This window comes from Pantoea wallisii, from assembly GCF_002095485.1.
Classification (GTDB): domain Bacteria; phylum Pseudomonadota; class Gammaproteobacteria; order Enterobacterales; family Enterobacteriaceae; genus Pantoea; species Pantoea wallisii.
In genome coordinates, this window is sequence record NZ_MLFS01000049.1 from 1 (window position 1) to 24,095 (window position 24,095).

Annotated in this window: 23 protein-coding genes, 1 other RNA gene and 3 pseudogenes; 9 read left to right on the forward strand and 18 right to left on the reverse strand. The window is 52.3% G+C overall.

Annotated features, from left to right (window positions below; genetic code table 11):
* From recO to rpoE, 9 genes are all read right to left on the reverse strand, one after another.
* On the reverse strand, window positions 1–140 hold a 140-nt coding region (recO, locus tag HA48_RS16175), incomplete at its 3' end, for a DNA repair protein RecO (RefSeq protein ID WP_208613148.1).
* Window positions 141–143: 3 nt separating this feature from the next.
* Window positions 144–1,046, reverse strand: a complete 903-nt coding sequence (gene era / locus HA48_RS16180; protein ID WP_128602243.1) for a GTPase Era — start codon at window positions 1,044–1,046, stop codon at window positions 144–146.
* 47 nt (window positions 1,047–1,093) lie between these two features.
* Complete coding sequence (gene rnc, locus HA48_RS16185; RefSeq protein WP_021506523.1) at window positions 1,094–1,774, reverse strand: ribonuclease III; 681 nt, start codon at window positions 1,772–1,774, stop codon at window positions 1,094–1,096.
* 117 nt (window positions 1,775–1,891) lie between these two features.
* Window positions 1,892–2,863, reverse strand: coding sequence for a signal peptidase I (lepB, locus tag HA48_RS16190; RefSeq protein ID WP_128602244.1), 972 nt, complete (start codon window positions 2,861–2,863; stop codon window positions 1,892–1,894).
* A gap of 9 nt (window positions 2,864–2,872) precedes the next feature.
* Entirely contained in the window at window positions 2,873–4,672 is a 1,800-nt protein-coding gene (gene lepA, locus HA48_RS16195) for a translation elongation factor 4 (RefSeq protein WP_128602245.1), read from the reverse strand.
* 218 nt (window positions 4,673–4,890) lie between these two features.
* Complete coding sequence (gene rseC / locus HA48_RS16200) at window positions 4,891–5,355, reverse strand: SoxR-reducing system protein RseC (protein ID WP_128602246.1); 465 nt, start codon at window positions 5,353–5,355, stop codon at window positions 4,891–4,893.
* Window positions 5,352–6,308 (reverse strand): sigma-E factor regulatory protein RseB, encoded by a 957-nt coding sequence (gene rseB / locus HA48_RS16205; protein WP_128602247.1) that lies wholly within the window; start codon window positions 6,306–6,308, stop codon window positions 5,352–5,354. Before rseB ends, rseC begins: the two co-directional genes overlap by 4 nt.
* Window positions 6,308–6,964, reverse strand: a complete 657-nt coding sequence (rseA, locus tag HA48_RS16210) for an anti-sigma-E factor RseA (protein ID WP_128602248.1) — start codon at window positions 6,962–6,964, stop codon at window positions 6,308–6,310. The genes rseB and rseA overlap by 1 nt, the downstream gene beginning before the upstream one ends.
* A 27-nt stretch (window positions 6,965–6,991) precedes the next feature.
* Window positions 6,992–7,570, reverse strand: coding sequence for an RNA polymerase sigma factor RpoE (rpoE, locus tag HA48_RS16215; protein ID WP_010617748.1), 579 nt, complete (start codon window positions 7,568–7,570; stop codon window positions 6,992–6,994).
* 442 nt (window positions 7,571–8,012) lie between these two features.
* Between rpoE and nadB the strand changes: the two are divergent.
* Window positions 8,013–9,649: pseudogene (nadB, locus tag HA48_RS16220) on the forward strand (L-aspartate oxidase).
* Here nadB and trmN read toward each other — a convergent pair.
* A complete protein-coding gene (trmN, locus tag HA48_RS16225) occupies window positions 9,615–10,364 on the reverse strand; it encodes a tRNA(1)(Val) (adenine(37)-N(6))-methyltransferase TrmN (RefSeq protein ID WP_128602249.1) in 750 nt (249 codons plus the stop codon). The pseudogene nadB and the gene trmN overlap by 35 nt on opposite strands.
* Window positions 10,365–10,501: 137 nt before the next feature.
* Between trmN and srmB the strand changes: the two genes are divergently transcribed.
* Window positions 10,502–11,830, forward strand: a complete 1,329-nt coding sequence (srmB, locus tag HA48_RS16230) for an ATP-dependent RNA helicase SrmB (RefSeq protein ID WP_128602250.1) — start codon at window positions 10,502–10,504, stop codon at window positions 11,828–11,830.
* A gap of 186 nt (window positions 11,831–12,016) precedes the next feature.
* On the opposite strand, the gene grcA is transcribed toward srmB, so the two are convergent.
* A complete protein-coding gene (gene grcA / locus HA48_RS16235; RefSeq protein ID WP_128602251.1) occupies window positions 12,017–12,400 on the reverse strand; it encodes an autonomous glycyl radical cofactor GrcA in 384 nt (127 codons plus the stop codon).
* A 262-nt stretch (window positions 12,401–12,662) separates the two neighbouring features.
* Here grcA and ung point away from each other — a divergent pair.
* Window positions 12,663–13,339 (forward strand): annotated as a pseudogene (ung, locus tag HA48_RS16240) (uracil-DNA glycosylase).
* A 45-nt stretch (window positions 13,340–13,384) separates the two neighbouring features.
* Here ung and grpE read toward each other — a convergent pair.
* Window positions 13,385–13,963 carry a nucleotide exchange factor GrpE gene (gene grpE / locus HA48_RS16245; RefSeq protein WP_128602252.1) on the reverse strand — a complete coding sequence of 193 codons (579 nt, stop codon included), beginning with the start codon at window positions 13,961–13,963 and terminating at the stop codon, window positions 13,385–13,387.
* A gap of 122 nt (window positions 13,964–14,085) precedes the next feature.
* On the opposite strand from grpE, the gene nadK reads away from it, so the two are divergent.
* The 3 genes from nadK (at window position 14,086) to bamE (ending at window position 17,241) form a co-directional block, all read left to right on the forward strand.
* A complete protein-coding gene (gene nadK / locus HA48_RS16250; protein WP_128602253.1) occupies window positions 14,086–14,964 on the forward strand; it encodes an NAD(+) kinase in 879 nt (292 codons plus the stop codon).
* An 84-nt stretch (window positions 14,965–15,048) separates the two neighbouring features.
* Window positions 15,049–16,710 (forward strand): DNA repair protein RecN, encoded by a 1,662-nt coding sequence (gene recN / locus HA48_RS16255; protein WP_128602254.1) that lies wholly within the window; start codon window positions 15,049–15,051, stop codon window positions 16,708–16,710.
* A 183-nt stretch (window positions 16,711–16,893) separates the two neighbouring features.
* Window positions 16,894–17,241, forward strand: coding sequence for an outer membrane protein assembly factor BamE (bamE, locus tag HA48_RS16260; RefSeq protein WP_128602255.1), 348 nt, complete (start codon window positions 16,894–16,896; stop codon window positions 17,239–17,241).
* 57 nt (window positions 17,242–17,298) lie between these two features.
* On the opposite strand, the gene HA48_RS16265 is transcribed toward bamE, so the two are convergent.
* Window positions 17,299–17,589, reverse strand: a complete 291-nt coding sequence (locus tag HA48_RS16265) for an RnfH family protein (protein WP_128602256.1) — start codon at window positions 17,587–17,589, stop codon at window positions 17,299–17,301.
* On the reverse strand, window positions 17,582–18,016 hold the full coding sequence (locus tag HA48_RS16270; RefSeq protein ID WP_128602257.1) for a type II toxin-antitoxin system RatA family toxin: 435 nt from the start codon (window positions 18,014–18,016) through the stop codon (window positions 17,582–17,584). The genes HA48_RS16265 and HA48_RS16270 overlap by 8 nt, the downstream gene beginning before the upstream one ends.
* Before the next feature lie 159 nt (window positions 18,017–18,175).
* Here HA48_RS16270 and smpB point away from each other — a divergent pair.
* The 3 genes and pseudogenes from smpB to HA48_RS16285 all read left to right on the forward strand — a co-directional run bounded on the left by smpB (window position 18,176) and on the right by HA48_RS16285 (window position 20,446).
* Window positions 18,176–18,657, forward strand: a pseudogene (gene smpB, locus HA48_RS16275) (SsrA-binding protein SmpB).
* A gap of 43 nt (window positions 18,658–18,700) precedes the next feature.
* Window positions 18,701–19,063, forward strand: a transfer-messenger RNA (tmRNA) gene (gene ssrA / locus HA48_RS16280).
* Between the two features lie 192 nt (window positions 19,064–19,255).
* Window positions 19,256–20,446 carry an integrase domain-containing protein gene (locus HA48_RS16285; RefSeq protein ID WP_128602258.1) on the forward strand — a complete coding sequence of 397 codons (1,191 nt, stop codon included), beginning with the start codon at window positions 19,256–19,258 and terminating at the stop codon, window positions 20,444–20,446.
* Window positions 20,447–20,478: 32 nt separating this feature from the next.
* On the opposite strand, the gene HA48_RS16290 is transcribed toward HA48_RS16285, so the two are convergent.
* The 4 genes from HA48_RS16290 to HA48_RS16310 form a co-directional block, all read right to left on the reverse strand.
* Window positions 20,479–21,828: a nucleotide-binding domain-containing protein gene (locus tag HA48_RS16290; RefSeq protein WP_128602259.1), complete on the reverse strand. Its 1,350-nt coding sequence runs from the start codon at window positions 21,826–21,828 to the stop codon at window positions 20,479–20,481.
* Complete coding sequence (locus HA48_RS16295; protein WP_128602260.1) at window positions 21,825–22,382, reverse strand: Pycsar system effector family protein; 558 nt, start codon at window positions 22,380–22,382, stop codon at window positions 21,825–21,827. Before HA48_RS16295 ends, HA48_RS16290 begins: the two co-directional genes overlap by 4 nt.
* A gap of 730 nt (window positions 22,383–23,112) precedes the next feature.
* Complete coding sequence (locus HA48_RS16305; protein WP_072215516.1) at window positions 23,113–23,364, reverse strand: ogr/Delta-like zinc finger family protein; 252 nt, start codon at window positions 23,362–23,364, stop codon at window positions 23,113–23,115.
* Complete coding sequence (locus HA48_RS16310; RefSeq protein WP_128602262.1) at window positions 23,361–24,077, reverse strand: hypothetical protein; 717 nt, start codon at window positions 24,075–24,077, stop codon at window positions 23,361–23,363. Before HA48_RS16310 ends, HA48_RS16305 begins: the two co-directional genes overlap by 4 nt.
* Window positions 24,078–24,095: the final 18 nt, after the last annotated feature.

The window sequence follows — 24,095 nt, forward strand, 5'->3', positions numbered from 1 at the left end:
TTGAGCTGGGAGCGGCGCGAGCGCGCGCCCTTCGCCAGCACGCGCACGCGCCCTTCGCTTTCGCTGAACAGATCGAGGAGCAGGCTGGTTTCGCTGTAGGGGCGACTATGCAGCACAAAGGCGCGTTGCCAGCCTTCCATCAGTTAATCGTCTGTATAGCCCAGGCTGCGCAGCGCACGTTCATCGTCCGCCCAGCCCGATTTAACTTTAACCCACAGCTCAAGATGCACTTTTGCTTCGAACATCTCTTCCATGTCTCTGCGCGCTTCAATCCCGATGGTTTTGATTTTGGCCCCTTTGTTGCCAATCACCATCTTCTTCTGGCCTTCACGCTCAACCAGAATCAGGCCGTTGATGTCATAACCGCCGCGCTCGTTCGATACAAACTGTTCGATCTCAACCGTAACCGAATAGGGCAACTCGGCGCCGAGGAAGCGCATCAGCTTCTCGCGGATGATCTCAGATGCCATGAAGCGCTGTGAGCGATCGGTGATGTAATCTTCCGGGAAGTGGTGATCGGAGAGCGGCAGACGTTTGCGCGCGATCTCCGCGATCGCATCCACGTTCTTCCCCGTCTCTGCGGAGATCGGCACAATCTCAAGGAAGTTCATCTGCTGACTCAGGAACTGCAGGTGCGGCAGCAGAATGCTTTTGTCCTGAATGTTGTCAACTTTGTTGACGGCCAGCACCACCGGCACCGTGCCGTCGCGCAGCTTGTTTAAGACCATTTCGTCGTCCGGCGTCCAGCGCGTGCCCTCGACGACGAAAATGATCAGCTCAACATCACCAATCGAGCTGCTGGCTGCACGGTTCATCAGGCGGTTAATCGCCCGCTTCTCTTCCATGTGCAGCCCTGGCGTATCCACATAGATGGCCTGATAAGCGCCTTCCGTGTGGATGCCCATGATGCGGTGACGCGTGGTTTGCGGCTTACGCGAGGTGATCGACACCTTCTGCCCCAGCAGCTGGTTCAGTAAGGTGGATTTGCCGACGTTAGGCCGGCCAACGATCGCAATAAAACCGCTGTATGTTTCGAGTTCGCTCATTCGAGTCCTGACGTGATCAGCGCCTGATGGCGCTGCGATGTACCTGTTTATTCGAGACCAAGCTTAATTAGCGCCTGCTCGGCGGCTGCCTGCTCTGCTTTACGGCGGCTGGAGCCTACGCCCACCACCGGTTCTGCCATGCCACTCACCTGACAGTGAATGGTAAATTCCTGATCGTGGGCTTCGCCACGCACCTGCACTACCAGATAAGAGGGCAGTGGCAGATGGCGCCCCTGCAGATACTCCTGCAGGCGCGTCTTGGGATCTTTCTGCTTATCGCCAGGGCTAATCTGCTCCAGGCGATTCTGATACCAGTCGAGGATCAGCTTTTCAACGGTCTGAATGTTGCTGTCGAGGAAGATGCCGCCAATCAGCGCTTCCACGGTGTCCGCGAGGATCGATTCACGACGGAAGCCGCCGCTTTTCAGCTCGCCTGGCCCAAGGCGCAAACACTCGCCCAGTTCAAACTCACGCGCCATCTCAGCCAGCGTATTGCCGCGCACCAGCGTGGCGCGCATACGGCTCATATCGCCCTCATCCACGCGCGGGAAGCGGTGATAGAGCGCGTTGGCGATCACATAGCTCAGAATAGAATCGCCCAGGAATTCGAGACGTTCATTGTGTTTGCTGCTGGCACTGCGGTGAGTCAGCGCCTGCTGCAGTAATTCCGGATGAGTAAAAGTGTAGCCCAGTTTGCGCTGCAGCTTATTAATGAGGATGGGGTTCATGCGATTCCAGTTAATCTGTGCGTCTGTCACTCTGCATACCAAACAGGGCTGAGCTTCCAGCACGTTCTGTTTGGTGTGCAGTGGCTTCCTGATAAGCAGGAAGCCACCCGTTTTTTATCAGTGGATGCCGCCAATGCGACTTAAGCGCACGCCGGTTGGCCACTGTCCTTCCTGTTTCTCAAAGCTCATCCAGATGGCTACCGCTTTACCGACCAGGTTCTTCTCAGGCACAAAGCCCCAGTAGCGGCTGTCGGCGCTGTTATCGCGGTTATCACCCATCATGAAATATTGCCCCTGCGGCACAATCCAGGTGGATTGCGGCTGACCTGGCTGCTGATAGTACATACTTGCCTGGCTCTGCGCTTCATTCACCAGCAGGATGTCATGGGTTACGTTGCCCAGCGTCTCTTTACGTGTACCGAGACGCAAGCCGCCGCGCATGGTTTCACCCTGCGGAACCTGGAAGAAGCCGTTACCGGTTTCGTTACCATCAAAGCCGCTAAATGTCTGAATAAAGTCGCTGGGCTCAACGCCGGTATAGGTAACAGGCAGCGCGGTATCGCACTTGCCGCTGCCGCAGCCCGGGTTGATGGTCAGGGTTTTGCTGTACGGATCGAACACCACTTTGTCACCCGGCAGGCCGATCACCCGCTTGATGTAATCCACGCTGGGATCTTTCGGGTATTTGAAGACGGCCACATCGCCGCGCTGCGGATGCCCGGTCGGGATCAGCGTGGTTTGCGTGATGGGATCTTTGATACCGTAGGCAAACTTCTCCACCAGAATGAAGTCACCGATCAGCAGCGTTGGCATCATGGAGCCCGAGGGAATCTGAAAGGGCTCAAAGATAAATGAACGCACGATCAGGACCACGGCCAGCACCGGGAACACCGACGCTGCCGTCTCTACCCAACCCGGCTGCGCCGACACTTTTGCCAGGGTTTTGCCGTCGAGCGCATTACCCGCCTGCGCCTGAGCCGCAGCCTGCTTTGCACGGCGTGCGGGTGCCCACTTAAAGCGATCGATACACCAGATGATTCCGGTTACCAGTGTAGCAATCACCAGAATCAGGGCGAACATGTTAGCCATTACAGTTCCTTATTTGCTGTCTTTACCGACATGCAGAATGGCAAGGAATGCTTCCTGCGGCAGCTCAACGTTGCCGACCTGCTTCATTCGCTTCTTACCGTCTTTCTGCTTCTGCAACAGCTTTTTCTTACGGCTGACGTCACCGCCGTAGCATTTTGCCAGGACGTTTTTACGCAGCTGCTTCACTGTTGAGCGAGCGATAATGTGGTTGCCGATTGCCGCCTGGATCGCGATGTCAAACTGCTGGCGTGGAATCAGATCTTTCATCTTCTCCACCAGCTCGCGACCACGATACTGTGAGTTATCACGGTGGGTAATCAGCGCCAGCGCATCGACACGTTCTGAGTTAATCATCACGTCGACGCGCACCATGTCAGAGGCCTGGAAACGTTTGAAGTTATAATCCAGCGACGCATAGCCGCGCGACGTTGATTTCAGACGGTCAAAGAAGTCGAGCACCACTTCTGCCATCGGAATTTCATAGGTCAGCGCAACCTGGTTGCCGTGGTAAACCATGTTGGTCTGTACGCCACGCTTTTCAATACACAGCGTGATCACGTTGCCGAGGAACTCCTGCGGCAGCAGCATGTGACACTCTGCGATCGGTTCGCGCAGTTCTTCAATATTATTTAACGGCGGCAGCTTAGAGGGGCTGTCGACGTAGATCACTTCACCGCTGGTGGTCTCAACTTCGTACACAACCGTAGGTGCGGTGGTGATCAGGTCAAGATCGTATTCACGCTCCAGACGCTCCTGAATGATCTCCATGTGCAGCAGGCCGAGGAAGCCACAGCGGAAGCCGAAGCCCAGTGCCGTGGAGCTCTCTGGCTCATAGAACAGGGAGGCATCGTTCAGGCTCAGCTTGCCCAGCGCGTCGCGGAAACTTTCGTAATCATCAGAGCTGATCGGGAACAGACCGGCATAAACCTGCGGCTTCACTTTTTTGAAGCCTGGCAGCGCTTTGTCCGCCGGGTTACGCTGCAGCGTCAGGGTATCGCCCACTGGCGCGCCGAGGATGTCTTTAATGGCGCAGACCAGCCAGCCTACTTCACCGCACTTCAATTCTGTGCGATCTACCTGCTTCGGCGTGAAGATACCGAGACGATCGGCGTTATACACCTGACCGGTACTCATCACCTTCACTTTGTCGCCTTTGCGCAGCGTGCCGTTTTTGATACGGATCAGCGAGACAACGCCAAGGTAGTTATCGAACCAGGAGTCAATAATCAGCGCCTGCAGCGGACCTTCCGGATCGCCTTCCGGTGGTGGAATATCACGCACCAGACGCTCCAGCACATCCGGCACGCCTACGCCGGTTTTCGCCGAGCAGCGCACCGCATCTGTGGCGTCGATGCCGACGATATCTTCAATCTCTTCCGCCACGCGCTCAGGATCGGCAGCAGGCAGATCGATTTTATTCAGTACCGGTACTACTTCCAGATCCATTTCCATTGCGGTGTAGCAGTTTGCCAGCGTCTGTGCTTCAACGCCCTGACCTGCATCGACCACCAGCAATGCCCCTTCACAGGCAGCCAGCGAGCGGGAAACTTCATAGGAGAAGTCAACGTGCCCTGGGGTGTCGATAAAATTGAGCTGGTAAGTTTCACCGTTTGGCGCGTGGTAATCGAGCGTTACGCTCTGCGCTTTGATAGTAATGCCGCGCTCGCGCTCCAGATCCATAGAGTCCAGAACCTGCGCCGCCATCTCACGATCGCTCAGGCCACCACAAATCTGAATCAAACGGTCAGAGAGCGTTGATTTACCGTGGTCAATGTGGGCGATGATGGAGAAATTTCTTATGTGCTTCATTTATATGAATATCTTCACGTAGAACATCAGTGGAAAACGTGAGCACAGACACATTCAGGAAAGTGAACTTTCAACGGAACCCTGTCGGCCTCATTAATGACGACGCATATTACACTGTTAACGCCGCGCGTTAAAGAATGGAACTGTGGGGAATCGCAACAGATTTCAGCGGTTAAGCCAGGAGGAGAAGGCCGCATTATGTGCGGCCCGAACGGGGATTAACTTTCGTTTTCTACCCGCAGCGCGTCCGGCGGTAGCGCCACGCTCAAAATCACCGGCTGAAAAGCTTCACGATCGCCATAACGGCTGGAAACACCTTTAGCGATAATAAAGCCGCCCACGCCGCCCAGCAGCGCGCCACTGGCGGCAGCGAGATCGCTGTGGAACAGCATCTGGAACAGGCCAGCCACCAGGAACAGCCCAAACAGCGGCGTCATGTACACCAGCAGTGCGGAGCCCAGTAGGCTGCTTTCACGAATACCCAGCTCGATACGCTGACCCGGCTGCAGGGGCTCCGGGCTGGCAATCGTCATCACGTGGGCGTTTTTGGGCCCCAGCTTATTCAGGGCGTGGCTGCCGCAGCCTTTACGCGCTGAGCAACTGTTACAGGAGGTTTTCGCCTCGGAATGCAGCGTCGCGACGCCCTCTTTCCATGCCACTACGGTGGCCCACTCTCTCATCATTTTGCTGAATCCGAATTTATGCTGTCCGCGATACGTTTAGCCGTGGCCGGTGGCAATTCGCCGACCACGGTAATTTCACGATTATCGCGCACTTCGGTCTGCACCGTACGACGTCCAGTGCGCAATGATTGCGGCGCACTGCTTTTATCGGCTGGCGTAATGTTGATGGCAAAACTGAACAAGCCATCGCTATATAGCCGCGACTCAACGGTTTTGTTCATTGCCGGGATATCGCGGCGGCTTTGAGAGATCAACTGCATGCCAGACGGCAGCCAGCCGGGTTGCCAGCTCAGCTGCACTTTGTCGCCTGCCGGTAACGACAGCGACGGCGGCAGATTGGCTTTTTCCAGACCCTGCATCAGGTTCCGCACGCCTTCATCAACGGCAAAACTGATGACGCGGAACTGCTCCAGCGTCTCACCATCGCGATCGAGCAGATCGATACGCAGCGGCAGTTTGGTATCGACGTCCAGCCAAACAACGTAGCTGTAGCGCGTACCATCACGTGAAACGATGCGCACCACTTCGCACATCTGGTCAGCCATGCGTGATCGGCCAACCGGAATAAAGTCGTAGGCTGTGCCTAATCGGGGAAAATCAGCGAACATCAGCGCGGGCAGCGCATCAATAATGTGATTGCCAGGCAGCGAAAACGGGTCGAGACCCGGCTCAAAGTAGCTGATGTCGTTACCGCGCTGGATCACTTCACGGCGCGGCCCATCCATCTGCAGAAGCTGGGCGAAAACACGATTATCGATGACAGCATGGCGGTAGCGCAAAGATTCAATGCCCAGTCTTGAGACATTGATGTAGGCGAATTCGTAGTTGAGGTTCTGGCTTGCCTGCTCCATCTGCTGTAACAACGCCCCGGAGGCAGTTGTCTGCGCCGGGGCGGTAGAGGACCAAAGCAGGCTGCCTGCCAGCAGGCTAACGGCACACCAAAGCTGCTTCATTACTGCTGTTGAGTTCCTAACGACTGAGTACCGGGAACGTTCGCCTGTGCCTGCTGCGGATCGTTTTTCTCAAACTGAACCTGATCGGCATGCAGACGGCGCTGTAACTCATAATCCTGCAGCATGGCATTAACGCGGCGACGCTGCTCCTGCACCTGCTGATTAGAGCTGTTGGTATCGAAAGCATCAGATGGCACACCCAGGCTAACCGGCGACGCTTTACCCATCATCGGCAGCGTATTGAACGCTGGCGCATCCGAGGTTTCACTTGTACTGCCAGCAGGCTGGCCGTTGTAGTGCTGCACGCCCACGATCACCGCCAGTGACACACAGGCAGCCACGCCAATTTGCGTGACCTGCGCCACCCAGTTGCCGCCACGACGCCAGAAAGGCATCTTCTGCCAGCGTGCGGGCTCAGGCTGCGCTTCAGGGATCAGAGGTGCCACTTTACGCACCGGCTCGTTTTCAATGGCCGCGGCCACGCGAGCGGAGATATCAAAATGCAGCACTTCACCGACATCACCCCGTAAGGTGTCGCGGATGAGATGGTAGCTCTCCCAGCTTTTTTGTAGATCTGCATCCTTCGATAACGACGCCAGCAGCTCGTTATCTAAAGTTTCACCATCCATTAAAGCGGAAAGTTTTTCTTTCTGCATGTTTTGGTACCCTTCCAGTAGCCGTTATCACTGACGTTGGATAAGCGGTTGAACTTTATTATCAATGGCTTCTCGGGCGCGGAAGATACGCGAACGTACCGTACCGACCGGGCAATCCATGATGGCGGCGATCTCTTCGTAACTCAGACCATCCAGCTCCCGAAGGGTTATGGCCATACGCAGATCTTCAGGAAGCGCCTCAATGGTCCGAAAAACAATTTGTTTCAGTTCGTCTGACAACATTAAGTTCTCAGGGTTCGAAATTTCTTTTAATGCACCCGCACTTTCGAAATTTTCTGCGTCGATCGCATCCACATCGCTGGATGGCGGACGACGCCCCTGAGCCACCAGGTAGTTTTTTGCCGTGTTGACCGCAATGCGATACAACCACGTATAAAAGGCGCTATCGCCGCGGAATGACTCCAGGGCACGATACGCTTTAATAAAGGATTCCTGAACCACATCAGGCACATCGCCCGATGGGACATAACGTGAAACCAGGCTCGCCACTTTATGCTGGTATCGAATAACCAGTAAATTAAATGACTTTTGATCTCCTTTCTGAACCCGCTCAACGAGAACCTGATCCGTTAACTGCTCGCTCATCCGAGGTAATGTCTCCCCAAATCTCTTTTTATGCGTAAGTGAACTGCCAGCACATCTCATGTGTTGTGAGCAAGCATGCGCTTAGAGTCCCATCCTGGCCTGAAGTTCACTACGACCTGATATTTTCCGTATCGGAACCACGACATCATTGTTGTTGATTGTCTTTCAGTGTAGCGATTGCCACGCTGGCGGTGTCGTTTGCGGCACCGATAATCGCTGGCAGAGTACCTTATGACGCCGCATTTTTCACCTTTATTCCCTGAATTTTCAGAGTGTTTGGTATAAAAAACACTTACTGCTTATTTTAAGACATAACTTACTGAATTAGCGTTATTATCTCGCAGTGCTGACTGATTTCGTCATGTCACCTGTTTAAAATACTTCACATCTGCTGGCTGCGGGCCTATGCTCGGGTGAATTTTTGTTTAGTAAATTAAACATCATGACACCACAACCCGATTATCAGTGCGATGTATTAATTGTGGGCAGCGGCGCCGCCGGGCTTTCGCTGGCGCTGCGGCTTGCCCCCTATTATCAGGTGACCGTGCTCAGCAAAGCAGAGGTCAATGAGGGATCGACGCTCTACGCGCAAGGCGGTATTGCCGCCGTGTTTGATGAGACGGACAGCATTGAATCACACGCGGAGGACACGCTGATTGCGGGTGCCGGCTTGTGCGATCGTGACACCGTTAACTTTATCGCCCGCAATGCGCGCGCCTGCGTACAGTGGCTGATTGATCGTGGCGTGGCGTTTGATAAAGAGACACAACAGAACGGCGAGGCGCGTTATCACCTGACGCGCGAAGGTGGCCATAGCCATCGCCGCATTCTGCACAGCGCAGATGCGACCGGCCGCGCGGTGGAGACCACGCTGGTGAGTCAGGCCCTCAGCCACCCTAACATCCGCATTCTTGAGCGCACTAATGCGGTAGATGTGATTCTTTCCGACAAGATAGGTCTGCCCGGGCAGCGCCGCGTAATGGGCGCGTGGGTCTGGAACCGCAATCGCGAGCGAGTAGAAACCTGTGCGGCACGCGCGGTAGTGCTGGCAACCGGCGGTGCGGCCAAAGTGTATCAGTACACGACAAATCCGGATGTCGCCTCCGGAGATGGTATCGCCATGGCATGGCGTGCCGGTTGTCGGGTAGCTAATCTGGAGTTTAACCAGTTCCACCCTACCTGCCTGTTTCATCCGCAGGCGCAAAACTTTCTGCTAACCGAAGCGCTACGCGGTGAAGGCGCCTGGCTATTACGTCCTGACGGCACCCGCTTTATGCCCGATTTTGACGAGCGTGCCGAGCTGGCTCCGCGTGATATTGTGGCCCGCGCGATCGACCACGAGATGAAACGTCTGGGGGTCGATTGTATGTATCTCGATATCAGCCACCAGCCGCCCGATTTTGTGCGCGCGCACTTCCCGATGATCTATGAAAAGTTGCTGACTTTTGGCTTCGACCTCACCCGTCAGGCCATTCCGGTTGTACCGGCCGCGCACTACACCTGCGGCGGCGTGATGGTCGATCGGCATGGCTGTACCGACGTTAACGGGCTGTATGCCATCGGCGAAGTGAGTTACACCGGCCTGCACGGCGCCAACCGTATGGCGTCGAACTCACTCCTGGAGTGCCTGGTATATGGCTGGTCCGCCGCGGAAGATCTGCTGCGTCGCTTGCCAGAGACTGCTGCCCCGCAAACCCTGCCGGCCTGGGATGAAAGCCGCGTGATGATGCGGATGAGCGCGTAGTGATTCAGCACAACTGGCATGAGCTGCGGCTATTGATGTGGGATTATATGGGGATTGTTCGTACCACTAAGCGGCTGGAGCGTGCGATGCGCCGTATCACGCTGCTGCAGCAGGAGATCGACGAGTATTACGCCCATTTCCGGCTCTCCAGCCCTCTGCTCGAATTGCGCAATCTGGTGCAGGTTGCGGAGCTGATGGTGCGTTGTGCGCTGGCGCGCAAAGAGAGTCGCGGATTACATTTCACCCGCGACTATCCGATGTGCCTGCCTGATGCGCTGCCGACCATCCTGCAGCCGAACGTTAGCGGAACAGATAGAACTCTTTCACCAGACTGAGCCAGTCCGCTGAGTAGCTCTTATCCTCATCGCGAATGGCCAGCCGCTCCTGCACTGTCTCACCGGCAGCGGGCGAAAGCCCTAACACCAGACGGTTTGGCGGACGTTGCGCATAAGGTGCCACATCATAGCGGTAACGCAGATGCCAGCCTTCCGCTCTGGCCAGCGTAATCAGCGCCTCGCCGGCCTCCGCCGGCAGTACAACGCAAAACAGCCCGTCCTCTTCAAGAAGCTGGGCCGCACAGCGCAGCAGCGTTGGGTGATCCAGCGTGGAGGTGCTGCGCGCAGTATCGCGCTCCGGACTGCCGGATGCCGTGCCTGGCGTAAAGAAAGGCGGATTGCTGACGATCAGTGAATAGCGCTTTTCGCTCTGTTCGCTCCAGCTGACAATATCCTGATGATGCACCCTGATGCGCCCGGCCCAGGGTGAAGCCAGAACGTTCTCCTGCGCCTGCGCTGCCGCGCTGCCCTCCAGCTCAACGGCATCAATGGTGACCGCATCCGGCGTGCGCTGCGCCAGCATTAGCGCAATCAGCCCGCTGCCGCTGCCAATATCCAGAATACGGCGCACGCCGGCGATCGGAGCCCAGGCCCCCAATAGCACACCGTCCGTGCCCACTTTCATCGCACAGCGGTCGTGCGCGACAAAAAATTGCTTAAACGTAAAACCATCTTTTCTTAACATCGTCCGCGCTGGCGGTTGTGGCTGAGGCATGCTGTACGACCATTGAATTTATTACTGCCGGAAGTGTAACGTGGTCACGACGTGAATTCACCTTCGCCTGTTGTACACAAACAGATGAAGATTGTGGCTGAACTGTCTATAATCAGCGCCCCAAACTGAGGTAGACCATGACCGTAACCACATTCTCCGAACTCGAACTCGACGAAAGCCTGCTCACTGCTCTGCAGGAGAAAGGCTTCACGCGCCCGACAGCCATCCAGGCTGCGGCCATTCCTGCCGCACTGGAAGGACGCGACGTTCTGGGTTCGGCTCCAACCGGAACGGGGAAAACGGCAGCCTATTTGCTGCCTGTTTTACAGCACCTGCTCGATTTCCCGCGTAAAAAATCCGGCCCGCCGCGCATTCTGATTGTTACCCCAACCCGTGAGCTGGCGATGCAGGTAGCAGACCACGCGCGCGAACTGGCGAAACATACGCATCTGGATATCGCGACCATCACCGGCGGCGTGGCGTATATGAACCATGCCGAAGTGTTCAGCGAAAATCAGGATATCGTGGTGGCAACCACCGGCCGTCTGCTGCAGTACATCAAAGAAGAGAACTTTGACTGTCGCGCGGTGGAAACCCTGATCCTTGATGAAGCTGACCGAATGCTCGACATGGGCTTCGCCCAGGATATCGAAACCATTGCGGGCGAAACCCGCTGGCGCAAACAGACTCTGCTGTTCTCCGCCACGCTGGAAGGCGACAACATCAAGAACTTCGCCGAGCGCCTGCTGAACGATCCGGTGGCGGTCGAAGCTGAACCGAGCAATACCGAGCGTAAGAAGATTCAGCAGTGGTACTACCGCGCCGATGATCTTGAGCACAAAACCAAGCTGCTGATCCACCTGTTGAAGCAGCCGGAAGTGAAGCGCGCCATCGTGTTTGTACGTAAACGTGAGCGCCTGCATGAGCTGGTCACCTGGATGCACGAAGCGGGAGTGCGCAGCAGCTATCTCGAGGGCGAGATGGTGCAGGCGAACCGCAACGAGGCGATCAAACGCCTGACCGAAGGCCGCGTCAACGTGCTGGTGGCGACCGATGTCGCGGCACGTGGTATTGATGTTGATGACGTCACGCACGTGATCAACTTCGACCTGCCGCGCACGGCGGATGTTTATCTGCACCGTATCGGCCGTACCGGCCGTGCAGGACGTAAAGGCACGGCGATCTCTCTGGTAGAAGCGCATGACCATACGCTGCTGGGGAAGATTGGCCGTTACGTTGACGAGTCGCTGAAAGCGCGCGTTATCGATGAGTTGCGTCCGACCACGCGTGCGCCGGGGCCAAAAGTGACCGGTAAACCGTCGAAAAAAGTGCTTGCGAAGCGTAAAGAGAATAAAGCCAAAGAAGACGATAAGCCGCGTGTGAAGAAGCGCCATCGCGACACGAAAAATATCGGTAAACGCCGCAAACCAAGCGGTGCCGAAACGCCGGATTCTGGTGCAGAATAAAACAGCAGCGCTGACATTAAATCGCCTCTTCTGAGGCGATTTTTTTGCGTTTGAGCCTGATAAATAGCGGTTTTACGCTGCGTTAAACGGCAAAGGCTCGCTTCTTATATTAATAAACAAAAAAAGCCGCGCTGATAAGCATCGATGCGGCCTGGCTTGCTGTGTGCTTTTTCGTCTGCCGATCGATTACAGGCTTTCAGTAAAAGTACGGGTAATTACATCACGCTGCTGTTCTGGCGTCAGCGCATTGAAGCGCACTGCATAACCAGAAACGCGGATGGTCAACTGCGGATATTTTTCCGGATGATTTACGGCATCCTCCAGCGTTTCACGACTCAGTACGTTGACGTTCAGATGCTGACCGCCTTCAATGCGCACCTGCGGTTTCTGCTCCAGGGGGATTTCGCGGTAAGCAATCTCGCCCAGGTCACTGATTGCAACAACCTGATCTTCCGTGAAATCACCCTTTGCACACAGGCAGCGGGCTTCGGCTTTCTCACTGTCCAGCAGCCAGAATGAGTTCAGCAGCTGCGGGTTGTGTGCCTGCGTAATTTGAATACCGGTAATCATAGAGGCCTCCAGGGCTTGGCGCTGTAGTAACAACACAGCGCGGATCGTAAGGAATGTGACGCTCTGGTATAACACTGCTCCTTACCGGGAGTGTTGACCTGTATCAATTTTGTCCGGCTTGCATAGCGTCACATCAATCAACCCATTGATTTTATACATATTATTGATTTAAATTTCTTTGTATTTTTTCAAATTATTTTTACCCTTCTGCTGCCGCGTGTGAAAGGCTAAGCTAAGTGCATTACTTTGCAGGGAGTTAACAATGGCTGAGAAGCTGACCTGGCACGATGTGCTGGCTGAAGAGAAAGAGAAACCGTACTTCAAGGATACGCTGAAAGCGGTTGCGAACGAGCGCGCGGCCGGCGTTACCGTCTATCCGCCGCAGAAAGATGTGTTTAACGCTTTCCGTCTGACAGAGTTAGGCGATATCAAAGTGGTCATCCTGGGGCAGGATCCCTACCACGGCCCCAGGCAGGCGCACGGGCTGGCCTTCTCGGTTCTGCCTGGCGTGGCGATTCCGCCGTCGCTTCTGAATATGTATAAAGAGCTGGAGCAGGACATTCCAGGCTTTCAGCGTCCGCAGCATGGCTTCCTGGAGAGCTGGCAACCCAGGGCGTACTGCTGTTGAATACCGTGCTGACCGTTGAAGCGGGCAAAGCACATTCACATGCGCGCTTCGGCTGGGAGACCTTTACCGACAATGTGATCAGTGCGATTAACAGCCATCGTGAAGGGGTCATTTTCCTGCTATGGGGGTCGCACGCGCAGAAAAAGGGCAGCATTATCGATGCACAACGCCATCATGTGTTAAAAGCGCCGCACCCTTCTCCACTCTCGGCACATCGGGGATTCTTTGGCTGTAAACACTTCTCACAGGCGAACGCGCTATTGAGCCAGGCAGGTGAGACACCGATTGACTGGACGCCGGTGTTACCTTAAAACAAAAACGGCCGCACGAGGCGGCCGCTTTTACGCTGCAAAGGCTTAGCCTTTGGCTTTGGATACGGCAACCATCGCCGGGCGCAGCAGACGACCGTTAAGGGTATAACCGCGCTGCATCACCATCAGTACATGGTTAGGCGCCACCTCTTCAGACTCCACCATCGACATGGCCTGATGCACATCCGGATTAAATGGCACGTGGGTTTCGCCCACGACTTCTACGCCAAACTTGCGCACAGCGCCCAGCAGTGACTTCAGCGTCAGCTCGATGCCTTCAATCATTGAAGCCAGTTCGCTGTTCTCTTTGTCCGCCACTTCCAGCGCGCGTTCAAGGCTATCGATAACCGGCAGCAGCTCGTTCGCGAACTTCTCCAGCGCAAATTTGTGCGCTTTTTCTACGTCCATTTCAGCACGGCGACGGATGTTCTCAATCTCCGCCTGAGCGCGCAGCTGTGCCTCACGCACGCCGCCCTGCGACTGGGCTAATTCAGCTTCCAGTTGCGCGATACGCTCATCACGCGGGTCCACCTCAGTTGCTGTCTCCGCGTCCGGTTGCTGTTGTTCCTGCTGAATTTCGTCTGAGACTTGCTCGTTTGGGGTGTTCTGTTCTTTACTACTCATGAATTTCTCCGCGTTTTGCACATTCATCTCGCTGGTTGGCTTATTATGGGGATCAGTTTGACGGTTTCAAGTGAACCCATCACATTGCCTGGCCGTTTTGGCTTATGAGGAACACCCGCTAAATGAACAAACACTTTAACTGCATTGGGATTGTAGGGCATCCGCGTCATCCTACTGCGTTAACCACCCATGAGATGCTCTGGCGCTGGCTAACGGCAAAAGGCTATGAGGTGATTGTCGAGCAGCAAATCGCGCGCGAACTGAACCTGAATGATGTGCGTACCGGCAGCCTGGCTGAAATTGGTCAGTATGCTGATTTGGCCGTTGTGGTTGGCGGCGATGGCAACATGCTGGGCGCGGCGCGGGTACTGGCGCGCTATGACATCAAAGTCATCGGGATTAACCGCGGCAACCTTGGCTTCCTTACCGATCTCGATCCGGACAACGCCCAGCAGCAGCTGGATGATGTCTTGCAGGGCGACTACTTTGTTGAAAGTCGTTTTCTGCTTGAAGCGCAGGTTTGCAAAGAGGATTGTTCACCGCGGATTGGCTCTGCCATAAATGAAGTGGTACTGCATCCGGGCAAAGTCGCGCACATGATTGAGTTCGAGGTGTATATCGATGAGGTGTTCGCCTTCTCGCAGCGCTCCGATGGGTTGATTATCTCGACGCCAACCGGTTCGACGGCGTACTCCCTCTCCGCGGGCGGCCCGATTCTGACGCCATCACTGGATGCCATTGCGCTGGTGCCGATGTTCCCGCATACGCTCTCGGCACGCCCGCTGGTGATTAATAGCAGCAGCACTATTCGCCTGCGTTTCTCCTCGCTGCGCAGTGACCTGGAGATCAGCTGCGATAGCCAGATCGCGCTCCCGATTCAGGAAGGAGAAGATGTGCTGATTCGCCGCAGCGCCAATCGGCTTACCCTGATTCACCCTAAAAATTATAACTATTTTAATACGTTAAGCTCTAAACTCGGCTGGTCTAAAAAATTGTTCTGAAAATCGGGGCTGGCTACTTTACTGGATAAAAAACCAGTTTATACTGTATGAAAAACCATATCTGTTTTTACATACAGGTGATTTATGCTGGCACAACTGACCATCAGTAATTTTGCTATCGTTCGTGAACTGGAGATCGATTTTCATCGCGGTATGACAGCGATTACGGGCGAAACCGGCGCGGGTAAATCCATTGCCATTGATGCGCTGGGCCTGTGCCTCGGCGGCCGTGCAGAAGCAGATATGGTGCGTCAGGGAGCCAGCCGTGCGGATATCTGCGCGCGCTTTCAGCTGAAAGCCTCACCCTCTGCGCAGGCGTGGCTGGTGGAGAATCAGCTGGATGATGGTAACGAGTGCCTGTTACGCCGCGTTATCAGCGCTGATGGTCGCTCACGCGGCTTTATCAATGGCACATCAGTGCCGCTGTCGCAACTGCGCGAGCTGGGCCAGTTGCTGATCCAGATCCACGGCCAGCACGCGCATCAACTCCTGCTGAAATCCGATCACCAGAAACATCTGCTGGATGCCTATGCGGCGCACGACACGCTGCTGGCTGAAATGCGCCAGCACTATCAGCGCTGGCATCAAAGCTGCCGGGCGCTGGCCCAGCATCAGCAACTATCACAGGAGCGTGAAGCGCGTCGTGAGCTGCTGCAGTATCAACTGAAAGAGCTCAATGAATTTGCCCCGCAGCCGGGTGAGTTTGAGCAAATCGATGAAGAGTACAAACGTTTAGCGAACAGTGGCCAGCTGCTCTCTACCAGTCAGCAGGCGCTGCAGATCCTTGCCGATAGCGACGACACCAACCTGCAAAGCCTGCTGTATAGCGCGCGTAATATGCTGGGTGAACTGGTCACGCTGGATGACAAAGTGAGCGGCGTCTTTAATCTGCTGGAAGAGGCCGCTATCCAGCTCAGCGAAGCCAGTGATGAACTGCGCCACTACTGCGAGCGTCTCGATCTCGATCCCAACCGCATGTACGAACTGGAGCAGCGTCTCTCACGTCAGATTGCGCTGGCGCGTAAGCACCATGTCTCTCCGGAAACGCTGCCGGTGCTGTATCAGCAGCTGCTTGATGAAGCGGAGCAGCTGTCACAGCAGGAAAGCGATCAGGAGGCCTTGCAGAGCGATGTGGTCGCGCACCATCAGGCAGCCTTGGCCAGCGCGGCTACGCTGCATCGGCATCGTGAACAGGCCGCACAGGAGCTGAGCCATCTGATTACGCAAAGCATGCGTACGCTGGCGATGCCGCACGGCCAGCTTGCTATCGTGCTGGAGTTCAATCCTGATCAATTGACGGCGGAAGGCGCCACCCGAATTGATTTCCGCGTCACTACAAACCCCGGACAACCGCTGCAGCCGCTTGGCAAAGTGGCCTCGGGTGGTGAGCTGTCGCGTATCGCACTGGCGATTCAGGTGATCACCGCACAGAAAATGGAAACACCGGCGATGATTTTCGATGAAGTCGATGTCGGTATCAGCGGACCCACCGCCGCCGTGGTGGGCAAAATGCTGCGCCAGCTTGGCGAATCAACCCAGGTGATGTGCGTTACGCATCTGCCACAGGTGGCTGGTTGTGGTCACCAGCACTTCTACGTCAGTAAAGAGACCGATGGTGCAATGACAGAAACACATATGCAGCCGCTGGATAAACGCGCCCGACTGCAGGAGCTGGCCCGCCTGCTGGGCGGCAGTGAGGTCACGCGTAATACGCTGGCGAACGCAAAAGAACTTTTAGCAGCCTGAGAACGCACTTTTTTCCGGCCTGGTGGTCATATGCTTGCTCTGTAGAGGTTTCCAATAGGTCAAAGGTTTATTATCATCGGCAGCTATATCGCCATAATAAAGCCTGCCGTATGCAGAGTTCAGAATTTGATGGCAACAAAACTGCCTGTTGAAGGCGTTTGGCCCCAGAAAAGGAATGTAGAGATGCGCTGTAAAACGCTGACTGCCGCGGCAGTGGTAATGTTGATGATGACCGCCGGATGTTCCACCCTTGAGCGCGTTGTGTATCGTCCGGATATCAATCAGGGAAATTACCTGGTCGCCAATGATGTTTCGAAAATTCACACCGGCATGACGCAGCAGCAGGTTGCTTATACGCTCGGCACGCCGATGATGCACGATCCATTCGGCAGCAACGTCTGGTACTACGTGTTCCGTCAGGAGCCAGGTCATGAGCGCGTGAAACAGCAGACGCTAACGCTGACCTTCGATAGCAATGGTACGCTGACCAACATCGATAACAAACCGCGCCTTACCGGTAGTGAAGGCTAAGTTCCCGGCATTAAAAAAGGCGCACAGGCGCCTTTTTTATTTCATGCTGTTATGCACTTACTTGTTTGCTGCTGAGCGCTCGGCACGCTGCCGACGCATCTCTTTTGGATCGGCAATCAGCGGACGATAAATCTCAACCCGATCGCCGTCAGCCACCACGTCGCCAAGTTTTACCGGGCGGCTAAAAATCCCCACCTTATTGCTTTGCAGGTCGATATCTTTGCGTAACGACAGCAGACCAGAGGCTTGAATCGCCTGCTCTACCGTCGCGCCCTCTTCCAGCTTTACCGCCAGCAGATACTGCTTATCAGGTAATGCATACACTACCTCGACATGAATATCAGCCACGGTAAACCTCTTTGGCACGCTGGGTGAATGCCTGCACCATGCTGTTTGCCAGCTCTTTAAAGATGCGGCCAAACGCCATCTCTACCAGCATATTGGTAAATTCAAAATCGAGACTCAGCTCAACTTTGCAGGCGTCGTCACCCAGGGAGACGAAGTTCCAGCCGCCGGTCAGCTTGCGAAAAGGTCCATCAACCAACTGCATATGAATGCTTTGGTTATCGGTTAACGTATTCCGCGTAGTGAAAGTTTTACTGATGCCCGCTTTCGAGACATCGACCGCTGCCGTCATTTGATTTCCGCTGTTATCCAGCACGCGACTGCCGGTACAGCCGGGAAGAAATTCAGGATAAGCATCTACATCATTCACGAGCCGGTACATCTGCTCAGCGCTGTAAGGGACCAACGCTGAACGACTAATCTGGGCCATAATGGTTCCTGTTCGTCACAAAACCGTTGAATTATACCATTTTAAGCCATTAAACAAAAATTCACGGCTTTGCCAGCTGTGCTAAAATAGTGTGTTTTTTACCGCCCCGCAGGACAGGGGATGCGCCCATAAACTGAGTGATGTAGACTACGCCGTACTATGACAAAGAAAAAAGCTCACAAACCCGGTTCAGCCACTATTGCCCTCAATAAACGCGCCCGCCACGAATACTTCATTGAAGAGGAGTTCGAAGCGGGGTTGTCGTTACAAGGATGGGAAGTCAAATCACTCCGCGCCGGTAAAGCCAACATCAGCGATAGCTATATTCTGCTGCGCGATGGCGAAGCTACCTGTTCGGTTCCACTTTTCAGCCGCTGGCTGTCGCCTCCACGCATGTGGTGTGCGATCCCACGCGCAACCGCAAACTGCTGCTAAATCAGCGTGAACTCGATTCACTCTACGGCCGCGTTAACCGCGAAGGCTTTACCGTTGTGGCGCTTTCGCTCTACTGGAAAAATGCCTGGGCCAAACTGAAGATTGGTGTGGCGCGCGGTAAGAAAGAGCACGACAAGCGTGACGACGTTAAAGAACGCGAATGGAAGATGGATAAAGCACGCATTATGAAGAATTCAAAGCGTTAGCACTGGATTCGGCAGTCATCTTTCTGTAGTATTGTAGTTTCTTGGGGCTGATTCTGGACTCGACGGGATTGTGAAGCCTTAGGAGCATGCCGAGGGGCGGTTTGCCTCGTAAAAAGCCGCAAAAAAATAGTCGCAAACGACGAAAACTACGCTTTAGCAGCTTAATAACCTGCTTTGAAGCCCTCTCTCCCTAGCTTCCGCTCTTAAGACGGGGATCAAGAGAGGTCAAACCCAAAAGAGATCGTGTGGATGCCCTGCCTGGGGTTGAAGCATTAAATCTAATCAGGCTAGTCTGTCAGTGGCGTGTCTGTCCGCAGCTGCCAGGCGAATGTAAAGACTGACTAAGCATGTAGTGCCGACGGTGTAGTAATTTCGGACGCGGGTTCAACTCCCGCCAGCTCCACCAAAATTCTTCAAAGATGGTTCCAGAGCCATCCGTAGAAGTCCTGAAAGCCCGCACGGCACAAGCCCTGCGGGCTTTTTTGTGTCTGTAACCGTCCGATACGATCCGCCTGAATCCACAGATAATTGGTACACGAATTGGTACACGTTATAATGTGCATCAAAAACGTGTACCAATTATGGACGGAAACCAGTCATGGCGCGGATGACACGCCCACTCACCAATAACGAAATCCTCAAAGCTAAGCCTCAAGAGAAAGACTTCACACTACATGATGGCGACGGCCTTTTCCTGCTCGTCAAAACATCAGGTAAGAAGCTGTGGCGTTTTCGCTATCAGCGGCCAAATAGCAGCAGCCGCACAAATCTTAGCCTTGGCTCTTACCCTGCCCTGACGCTCGCTGTTGCACGCCAGATGCGTGACCAATATTTGTCGCTGCTTGCGCAAGGGATCGACCCGCAAAAACAGCAAGAGGAAGTATCAGAGCAACGACAAATTGAGCTGGATAGCATTTTCTCAGTTGTGGCTGGGAGATGGTTTCAGCTCAAAAGCAAAAGCGTCACCGAGGATTATGCGAAGGATATTTGGCGTTCGCTGGAAAAAGATGTCTTTACCGCTATTGGTGAAATTCCTGTCCAACTACTTAAAGCTAGAACGATAGTAGAATCGCTTGAGCCTATCAAAGCGCGCGGAGCGCTTGAGACAGTTCGCCGTCTTGTTCAGCGTATTAACGAGATCATGATTTATGCGGTCAACACCGGGTTGATTGATGCTAACCCTGCTTCAGGTGTTGGGATGGCTTTTGAAAAACCCAAAAAGCAAAACATGCCGACATTACGACCGGAAGAACTGCCAAAGCTAATGCGTTCATTAGTGATGTCCAATCTCTCAATAGCTACCCGATGTTTAATAGAGTGGCAACTACTCACCCTGGTTAGACCTTCAGAAGCCTCGGGAACAGAGTGGGCAGAAATCGACTTGGATTCGAAACTTTGGGTTATTCCAGCAGAACGCATGAAGGCCAAGCGCGAACATATCGTTCCGTTATCGAAACAAGCTCTAGAGATTCTTGAGGTCATGCGTCCTCTCAGCGCCAACCGACAATATGTATTTCCAAGCCGAAACGACCCTAGACAACCAATGAATAGCCAAACAGCAAATGCTGCTATAAAACGGATAGGATATGGAGGGAAACTTGTTGCTCATGGTTTGAGATCTATAGCTAGTACAGCAATGAATGAAGCTGGTTTTAATCCTGATGTGATTGAAGCATCGCTTGCCCATAGTGATAAAAATGAAGTTAGAAAAGCTTATAATCGCTCTACATACTTAAGTCAAAGAACCGAACTAATGAATTGGTGGGGTTTACAAGTCAAAAAGCATTGATAATTGGGCAGCCATGATGGCTGCCTTTTGGTTCATAGAATATAAACACCTATTATGTTCCGATAAAATATTGAAGCCCCTTCCCCCCTGATTATAACTTCCATTGTATGTAAACCTCTAAAAGAGGTTGCCTCCGGAACGATTAATGTTTGGAACCCGAGATGACTTTCAAGATAAACACGATCAGCCCCATTTTGTTTTTGAAGCAAACCGTTTGTTAAGCTTACATTCAAGTCTTCTGCCAAGTCATCGCCTGCTTCTTTACCATGATTTCTTTTACAGAAAGTTATGTTTAATTTTTCAATTCCGGGGAATATTTTCAGTTTAAACTTTATAAGCTTGTGCTTAGATAAGAAAACTGAAAGTGATTTATATTCAACTTCAACTTCATTATTAATGGTGAAGCATTGAAATGAAAAATGATTAGGGTACAACACTGATGACGCCATCTTCTTATCATTCAATTTAAATGGCAATAGATCTTGATATGCATTCATGTCAAGAAGCTTTATTCTTCTATCTATTGACTTGCCATTTCCATCTGTTATGTTTGGTTCAATATACCTCATTATTTCGCCAGATCTTAATTTGTATTTTGTATATTCATTCGGGAAATCGACATAATCTAAAATACCTTGGCCTAACATAGCTGTATTTTTGTCAGCAAGTTGTTGAAGTTTAGCAGTCATATCGACTGGCAATCCTAATGCAGTTACTTCGCAAGACTCCCCTAATCCAAAATTGCCCCATATAACTTCATTTTCCGAACCGTAGTCCAAACCAATCCTAACGCCTAAATCAATATCTGTACCTAAATCATCATTAAGAGAAGGAAATATATAATCCGTAAGTATAAGCCTTAATGTTGATGCCGCATTAATTGCATCAGCAATAGCATTTTCCTTTAAAACATCTGAGCGTCCAAAAAAAGCCATTAGTGCATCACCCATCAACCTATGGGGATACCCATCTAGCGCCCTTACTATATCAATGCATGCTTGTAATATTCTATTCTTGACTATATAGGCTTGCTCTAGAGGCAATAGTAGAGATAGCCTTGAACTTTTTCTAATATCAATAAACATTGTTACTACATATTGACTGTGAGTAGTATTCAAACCGTTCAGCATTGCTAATTCCGGGTGAGTACCGATCCTATGTTCATTCACCCCTGCCTTGCTGAAATATGGCCTTATTTCATTTTGATATTCATATTCAATAAAATTACTGGGACTTGTTGAAAAAGACTCTGAAATTTCAACACTGTCATATCTATATGATTCCATGCCGAAATCAGGCCTACTATCCATTGACATAGATTTTCTTATTGCAGTACTTTTAATACCTTTGAAATTTTTCTCTGTAATAGCTTTCAGGCTCATGCGAAAACTCCATTAATGTAGTCAATAAACTTCAAAATAACCAGAATAATGATAACGACAAACGCAAACTTGGACCAACCAACTGCTGATGAAAAATGATTGAATTTAACCTTTGCAATATTTGATAGAATGTAGCTTTGTTCGCACATGTCAATTAGAATTTCATCTTCCGAAACGGATTTAAATTTATTATAATACTCTTTGTAATCACTATTTCTTGATATATATACGAATGAAATATTTGAAAGTGCATTAGCATCCTCTAAAGTACTTGTCCTCATATCTGGCACTATGCTTTTCAAAGAGTATGAAATCGATAACAGTATCGATGATGAAATTAAAAAAATAAAAACAAAAAAAACAAGGCTATAAGCATCACTCTTACCAAACAGATTAGAAAACTCACTTATCTTATTGGTGAAAATCGTCGCTAACGCTCCATTTGCAGCAAGGAGTAGTGCAGCCTTATTATTAGTTGTTGAAATATACCCATCCGTCCTTTTAATCACATCAAACTGCAATTTAATTCTTTCTTTATTCTTTTCAATATCCATACACCCTCTCACGAGTTCTTTAAAACAAAAACATAAATCAACCCTAAAAACAATATACAAACACCAACCCACCACTCATTTCATAATTCAATTCAATTCAATTAGAATATTTTTTCACTTAATTTTCTTTATTATTAAACTTGCCATTCAAATCCGCAAAAAGCGCCTAGCCCTATTAAAAAATAATTAAAATTATCATTTATTTATTCACGCATGAATTTAATGCATTTTTTATCTAAATTAACACATTGATTTGGCTGCTAAAGCTAGCAGGAAAGCTAAGCTCTACATGAGATCATGTTTGATTGGTATGTAGTTCAACAGTACTACATATACTCGCAAATAATAAGTAAATCTTTAGTTTTTAGTCAAAAATGTTGAGGTATTCACAATATCATCAGCAGATATTGTTAGTGCCAAACCCTCTAATTGCTGCAAAGCTCATAACACTTGAAATTCCTGCGGTTTGATCATTCATTATATGCTGGCGCGCAATGCTATCCCCGCCACGCCTGCCCGCTTTATGCATCACTTTTCATGCAGATGCATAATGCGGTCAAAGCCGCGCCCGGTATGGCCTGAACGGTGGAGAGCGATGCATAGTTTTGCATGCAGATCCATGCATGCTATACATGCACGGCTCTTTACAAAGCGGCTGGCCAGAAAAAGGGCTTCAAAAAGGTAAAGGACAGGCACACAAAAGCCGCTGGTCAGGCAGCGGCGGTGTGGGTTAATGAACCTGCCGGAATGCAGAACCATAACGTCCCAGCGTTTGACGTTCTCTTGCCGGTTCCGGTGGTACTTCCGGTACGTTTTCCGGCTGTGGCGGTGCGGTAATCACCTTTGTAATGCTCTCATTCGTCTTGAAAGTACAGGAGCAGTCCAGGTTAGTGCACTGGTGATAACGCTCTTTCACCTGTTCGGACATATATCGGCTCGATTTGGTATGTGCTGCGCTTTTGCAGTATGGACAGTGCATCATTTCTGGCTGCCCTCCTGAAGCTTTGCACGCTGCGCCCGGATTGATTCCGCCAGCTTCTGGCGGCGCATAGGATGGCGGTAAAGCTCCATATCAATACCCGTTAACGGCGGGCGATACAGACCAATATTTTCCAGCAGCGGTGCCTCATTTAGTATGCTGTCTGGCAGAGCAGCAGCCGCCCGCGTCAGCGCTTCACCAACCAGATAAGCCACGTCATTAATACTATCGCGGTCGTCTCCGGCAAACGTCGGGGAAAGTTCTTCACGACGGAGACGCAGCTTAATAGCCCACAGCAGCGACGGACTTACGTTACGCAGGGCTGACTGCCAGTGTGCATCCGCGAACCCGGTAAACGCCTCCCGGTGTGATTCCACGTACTCTTTACCACTGCCGCAGCATTTCAGCATCGCCTCCTGCTTATCCAGCGACAGCTCTTTGAGCAGTCCGCCAAACTCATCGGCCAGTTCCCGACTGGCGATGCGCTGAGAATGTTCGGCGCGCAGCTCGTCAGTGAGATTGCCTCGCAGGCTGCGGAAGCTCTTGCGCCAGTTGCTCTCAGCTTCTTTCCCTGCCTCGATGGCCGCCTGCTGCTCTTTTTCACAGCGGGCAATATCGGCGCAGATGCCGTTATAGGCTTTCATCCTTTCGGTATGTTCAGCGCGGGCTTTCTCGAAGCGTTCCAGTGATGCAGGTTTCTGTTCCGGGGTGGTCATGGTGGTCTCTCATCGTTT